We start from the raw sequence: 5,100 nt of genomic DNA on the forward strand, positions 1-5,100 counted from the left end.
GATCGTTCGGTCGCAGAATTTGAATGCCCGATACGGTCGTACCGTCAGGCGCGCCGCTGCGGAATCCCTTGATCTCATTCTGGTCGAACCGCGTCCGGCCGTGGATAAAAAGTTCCACCGGCGCCTTGTTGTTGTGATGGACCTTGTAGGCGGCGATGCAGCGCTCGACGATCTCTCGGGCCTTATCCTCGGAAAGGTGATATTCGCCCTCCTTGTCCGAAGCCCATGAGCCGACCGCGCCTTTGAACACGATCCCTTCGCCCGTTTTGAGAAACATCTGGGCGCCGCAACATGATTCGCGGGTGTCGTTCGGATTGTTGGTACGCTTAAACACCAAGCCGATATAGCAAACGCCGTCGCGGATATCGGCGAGCGTCCACGGCTTCGCGCCAGCCTTGTAAAAGATGCCGGTCGCAAGGTTCCAGGCGATCGTTGCATCGTCCTGCATCTTGCGCGACCGCTCGCCTTTGGCTGTCAGGTATTCCAGCGGTGCAATGGTCGTCTGGCGCACGATTTGTGTAACTGCTTCGCAGTCGAGAAGCTTTGCTTTGAGTTGATTGTGGAAATGATTCTCAAACAGATGCTTCTTAGCCGCCTCATTCATGTCATCGAACAGGTCCGGCGATTGTTGCAACTCGAACGCCTTGGCGTGAGTGAGCTGAACGTCTGGCTGGACGGCCTTGTCTTTCGTGACCGTTGAGCGCGGCCGGCATAGTTTCCAGACCTCTTCCGGCACGACGACGAACCACATGGCAACCTTGTCGTCCTCCTCCTTAACCCAGCGGGCAACGGGCGTCGCAAAAAGGTCCACGGTGTCGAAGACCCGTTGGTGCGGGTCGGCGAGGTTCACTTTGTTCTTAAGCTCTGCATCATCCACCGTGATCTTGACGCGCGGTGACGGGTTCCAGGGCGTACGGAAGATTGTCTCAAAACCGGGAAAAGTGATTGAACTCGTCACCTTGGGATCGGCGGGGACGGCTTGCTGCAAGCGCTCGGCCCACGCCTCGAACTGACGGATGCCTTCGACCGTGCCGATCACACCATAGTCGGTGCCGAGCGGTTTCTCCGGCGGACCAAAGAGCAGTAGCCCATCCTTGGGGTCTACGAGGAGCTGCTCATGCCCGAAACGCAGGCGTGGCTCGGGAAGGGGGATGAGCGTTCGCTCCGGGAGGCGCTTACGCGGTTTCGTCATCTTCATCCTCCGGGTCTTCATCCTCGACCAGCTCAATCTCGGTGGTTTCATCGAGACCGTCGTCGGCATTTTCGAGGTAGCTCACGGGGCTAGTGAAGTTCATCGGGAGCATTGTCACGGTGAGCACCTGATCGCCGCCGACATCGAGCGCTAGCTTCGTCTTGCTGTGGCCGAGTTCGGCAATGAATGCGAACAGCCGGTCGCGCCATTCGCCGTTCCACCATTGCTTGCAGACACTCCGACGGGCTTTGTGCATCCGCTCGGGCTTTGCCCACGGTGTTATTCCGTCGTCGGTGAAGATCACGTGGTGACGCAACACAAGGCGCGGAAATGGCAAAAGTTGGGGCGAACAGGACAAAGCGTAATGCCAGTTTCCGTCGGGTACCTTCGTTCCGTCCTTGGCGCGCTTGCTTTTGTTGCCGACGAGTTGACGGTAGGTGCGGCGTCGGCCAAATGCCGTGAAGTATGCCCGATTCTTGGTAAGCTGGCCGGCAGTGAAATAGCGTGCAGCAAGGCCGCTGCCGAGGATATGAGTGCCGAGCTTGCGCGCATCCAGCGATCCCTCCCAGGTTTGGCGGACGAGATCAGTGACCATGTTCGCCGCATCGAATGCAGCGATGTTGTAGTCTTTACTCCCGTCCTCGAGGAAGGTGGCGGTGTCAACGATCACGGGCCTCGGCAGGTTGATCGCGGGTCCGAAGTGATCCTGCATCTCGGTGGGGCCTGCAAACGAGAGGAAGGTAGACCCCACGATGCGATAGGCAAATTTGAAGCCGCTCGCCTGCTTGTCCAACGCATTCGAGGAAAAACCAAAGGTGAAAAAGTGAAGATCCTTTGGCAGAGCGATCTGAAACCAGTTCGAATGGCAGCGTTCGTTAGTGACAATGGGCTTGCGCCGCCGGTCGAGGGAGCGCCCGTACCATTCGGTCACGCAGGCTGGTCCAGCAGAAGGCGAGCGCGGGATACCTTCACGTTCGAGAAGTTTAAGCAATCGGCTTAAGCCAACCGCCCAATTCTCCTCGAACCGCACTGCGTTTAGGTCAGGCAGGGGCTTCTGCATCGCCGCGAATGGAAAGGCGTCGATTTTGAGGGGTACGACGAAATCCTTAAGCTTGTGCTTTTCTTGCGCTTCAAGCGCGAGGCGCAGCTCCCGGAGCGTGCCGCCTTTCCGGTTAGCCTCTAGTGTTGATACGAAGAGAAACCGCGCTGCGTGCATGTCGATTGCTTCGGAAATGTCATCCCACCAACCCTCGCCGCCGAGCAGCTTCGTGGTATCGCACCAGACTTCATAGCCGGCGATCGCAAGCTGAGTCGCCAGCCATGTTGCGAACGTGTTGTCCTGCGGAGTCGCGTGGCTGATGAAGATGAGACGGCGGCTTACCGCCGACGTCGCCTGCTTGGGAGCGTCAATCGTCGTATCGCCATCGCAACGCATCGCCGCCTCCTAGTGTTTCTTGTCGCGAGGCGGGAACGGGTCGTGACCGGGCTTCACGGTATCCGAGTCGCGAAATTTGCCGTCTCGGCCTTGAACGCGGACTTCGCCACCACCGGCGCGGTGCACCGTTTGCTTGGCGGCGCGCTCGGCGTCGCTTTGCTTGTGATGGACGCTTTCCGGGGTAGACACGCCACCCTTCTTCACGGCCCAATCGGGACCGTGCTTCACAACGAATCGGTCATTTTTCGACATCTCAGCCCTCCGTGGCTGTTGCTCGGGGTTTGCCGATGGGTTAAGTAACTATACGCACTCCAAACGGGAGTCAACATAGTTTCTTTACGCATTGTGGGGTTGTGAATGAAGGCAGGAGAGCAGGGCAAGCGCTGGGGGGTGGAGCAGCGTCTCGAATTCATTGAATTCAGATTGTTCTGGGAGGGCGGCGTGAACCGCTCCGACATTACGAAGTATTTTGGCGTGTCCGTGCCGCAGGCTTCAAATGATCTTGCCCGCTATCAGGAGCGTGCCCCGAACAACATTGTTTATGATACCAGCGGAAAACGTTACCTCGCGAGCAAACGCTTCAAGCCGATTTTTCGAAAGCCCGATGCAGATCGCTACCTCGGCCAATTAGCGGCTACGAGCGATAACGTCGTGACGCTAAGCGAATCCTGGCTCGCTGCCCCGCCTGCGTTCGATACGCTGCCATTCCCTCATCGCCGAATAGACCCTGTGATCTTGCGCGATCTTCTATCGGCGACGCGGGAGAAGCGCTCCCTCCATGTTCACTATCAGTCGCTTACCCGAGCCGATGCAATGTGGCGGTGGATCACACCACATGCCTTCGGATCGGACGGCCTGCGGTGGCATGTGCGGGCCTTTTGTCATCAGGATCGGATTTTCAAAGACTTCCTGTTGCCTCGGTTTCTTGAAGTCGAGAAAGACGGTGATGCTGGGGCCCCAGCAAGCGCGGACACCGCCTGGGAGGAGTTCATCGACGTAAAACTGGTCCCTCATCCCAAAATGAGCGCTAGCCAGCGCCGAGTCATTGCCTTGGACTATGGCATGGACGGCGAATCAGTCGGCGTAAAGGTGCGCCTTGCGCTTCTCTATTACTTTTTGAAAAGGCTTAATCTCGATGGTGACGCCGAGCGCCGGGCTCCTAAGGAGCAGCATATTGTGCTCGGGAACAAACCAGAAGTCCGGGCGGCATTGAAAGTATCAGAAGAGCAAACCCCGCTCGCGGTCTGATCCGTGCCTGCCTCTCTCACGTGAATTGAACAGAAAGCTAAAAAATGACGACCTACGGCCCCCATAATCCTCATCCACTTTCCCGTATGACAACCGAGCTTGTTTGGGATGGGAAGTACGATGAGTTCGGGAATCGACGGGAGATTAATACGTTCGGCCTCGCGCTGCCCTTGCAACGGATCGAGACGATCGATGACCCGCGATCCCGGGCTGAAGAGCAGGGGTCTCTTTTCGATCCCGTCAAGGCGTATCGAGACAATTTCCGGAACCGTCTCATTTGGGGTGACAACAAGGTTGTTATGGCTTCGCTCCTCGCTGAGTTCACCGGCAAGATTGATTTGATTTACATCGATCCGCCATTCGATGTTGGCGCAGATTTCTCGATGCGGGTCCCCATTGGCGATGAAGAGGAGACAGCCGAAAAGGATCAGTCAACGCTGGAGATGGTTGCCTATCGCGATATGTGGGGCCGCGGCACCGATAGCTATCTGCAGATGATGTTTGAGCGATTAATGATGATGAAGTTGCTGCTCAGCGAGCGAGGCAGTATCTACGTCCACTGCGATTGGCGCGTGAGCCCTTTGCTGCGTCGCCTGCTGGACGAGATATTTGGCGTGGAGAACTTCCGCAACGAAATCTTCTGGTACTACTACAACAAGATGCACGATCTCAGGAAGCCGATCTTTCCGCGGGCGACCGACACAATCCTTTTTTATGTGAAATCGAAGGAAGCAAAGCCGGTCTTCCATCACTTAAAGGAACCGCGCGACAAGGCGGTGAAGCAACTTGTTCGCAAAAAAGTCGGTGGCCGGATGATCAATGCGCGCGACGAGCAAGGGAATGTGATGTATCGCGACGCAGCGGATCGGACGATCGATAATGTTTGGCGCATCTCGATGCTTCAACCTGCCGACCGCACGCAGAACCTTGGTTACGCAACGCAAAAGCCCGAAGCTCTGGTCAAGCGCATTATTGAGGCATCGACTAATGAAAACGATCTGGTAGCGGATTTCTTCTGTGGAAGTGGCACGACGGGTGCTGTGGCGGAGCGAATGGGCCGTCGCTGGATCATGGCTGATCTCGGACGTTTCGCGATTCATACGTCCCGTAAGCGGCTCATCACGGTGCAGGGAGAGCTGAACGGGGAAGAGCAACCGTACCGATCGTTTGATGTGTACAATCTCGGCCGTTACGAACGCCAGTGGTGGCAAAAGGAGTCGCTTCG

General features: G+C 56.9%; 5 protein-coding genes. 2 read left to right on the forward strand and 3 right to left on the reverse strand.

Annotated elements, in window-relative coordinates; all coding sequences use genetic code 11:
- The 3 genes from ACIQ17_RS30600 to ACIQ17_RS30610 all read right to left on the reverse strand — a co-directional run.
- Window positions 1-1,192: hypothetical protein (locus ACIQ17_RS30600; RefSeq protein WP_398473235.1), on the reverse strand; the 1,192-nt coding region annotated here is incomplete at its 3' end.
- The gene (locus tag ACIQ17_RS30605; protein ID WP_398473236.1) at window positions 1,176-2,627 is read right to left on the reverse strand and encodes a toll/interleukin-1 receptor domain-containing protein; all 1,452 of its coding nucleotides are present in this window, start codon (window positions 2,625-2,627) and stop codon (window positions 1,176-1,178) included. The genes ACIQ17_RS30605 and ACIQ17_RS30600, both read right to left, overlap by 17 nt.
- A gap of 9 nt (window positions 2,628-2,636) precedes the next feature.
- Window positions 2,637-2,879 carry a DUF2188 domain-containing protein gene (locus tag ACIQ17_RS30610; RefSeq protein WP_398473238.1) on the reverse strand — a complete coding sequence of 81 codons (243 nt, stop codon included), beginning with the start codon at window positions 2,877-2,879 and terminating at the stop codon, window positions 2,637-2,639.
- Between the two features lie 105 nt (window positions 2,880-2,984).
- Between ACIQ17_RS30610 and ACIQ17_RS30615 the strand changes: the two genes are divergently transcribed.
- Together ACIQ17_RS30615 and ACIQ17_RS30620 are read left to right on the forward strand one after the other, a co-directional pair.
- On the forward strand, window positions 2,985-3,875 hold the full coding sequence (locus ACIQ17_RS30615) for a WYL domain-containing protein (RefSeq protein ID WP_398473239.1): 891 nt from the start codon (window positions 2,985-2,987) through the stop codon (window positions 3,873-3,875).
- 44 nt (window positions 3,876-3,919) lie between these two features.
- On the forward strand, window positions 3,920-5,100 hold a 1,181-nt coding region (locus tag ACIQ17_RS30620), incomplete at its 3' end, for a site-specific DNA-methyltransferase (protein WP_398473241.1).

The sequence above is a fragment of the Tardiphaga sp. genome (assembly GCF_044340795.1).
Classification (GTDB): Bacteria; Pseudomonadota; Alphaproteobacteria; order Rhizobiales; family Xanthobacteraceae; genus Tardiphaga.